The 659-nt window shown below is 59.5% G+C and carries 1 protein-coding gene; it reads left to right on the top strand.

Translation table 11 applies throughout. From position 1 onward, the window contains the following. Window positions 1–61 precede the first annotated feature (61 nt). The coding region (locus B7R24_RS16885) for an AMP-binding protein (RefSeq protein ID WP_253259948.1) at window positions 62–659 on the top strand (598 nt) is incomplete at its 3' end.

Below are 659 nucleotides of genomic sequence, written 5' to 3'. Positions count from 1 at the left end.
TGGTGTCGACACGAATCCAGACCGCTCCGCGCTCGGACTGACCTCCCATCACCTGGCCTACGTGATCTACACCTCCGGCTCAACCGGCACACCAAAAGGCGTCATGATCGAACACCAGGGTGTTGTGAATCTGGCACAGGCTCAGATCCAACTCTTCGATGTTGAGTCTCACAGTCGTGTCATGCAGTTCGCGTCGTTCAGCTTTGACGCCTGCATTTCCGAAGTCGTCATGGCCTTGTTCAGCGGCGCGGCGCTGTACATCCCAGAGCTACCGGTGCGGGTTAACTTCGTTCAGCTCAAGAAATACATTGTGGATCAGGCAATAAGTCATGTGACGCTACCGCCTGCCTTGATTCTCGGGCAACCCGATCTGGGTGAGTTGGCCGGCGTACAGACTCTTGTTTTGGCAGGTGAAGCCTCTACTGCCCCGTTGATGCAAGCCCTGCCCGCGGGGCCGAAGGTGGTCAATGCCTACGGGCCGACCGAGATCACTGTCTGCGCGACTGGGTGGATGCGCCCGGCATTTTTTGCGGGTGCGGTTGTTCCGATTGGTCGTCCGATAGCGAACACGCGGGTTTATGTGGTGGATGCTCACGGCGGGTTGTGTCCGGTCGGGGTGGCTGGCGAGTTGTGGATCGGCGGAGCGGGAGTCGCGCGCG

The organism is Subtercola boreus, from assembly GCF_003399645.1.
In the GTDB taxonomy this organism is placed as follows: domain Bacteria; phylum Actinomycetota; class Actinomycetes; order Actinomycetales; family Microbacteriaceae; genus Subtercola; species Subtercola boreus_A.
The sequence above is the reverse complement of the archived record's forward strand: the minus strand, read 5'-3'. Positions and strand labels throughout refer to the sequence as shown.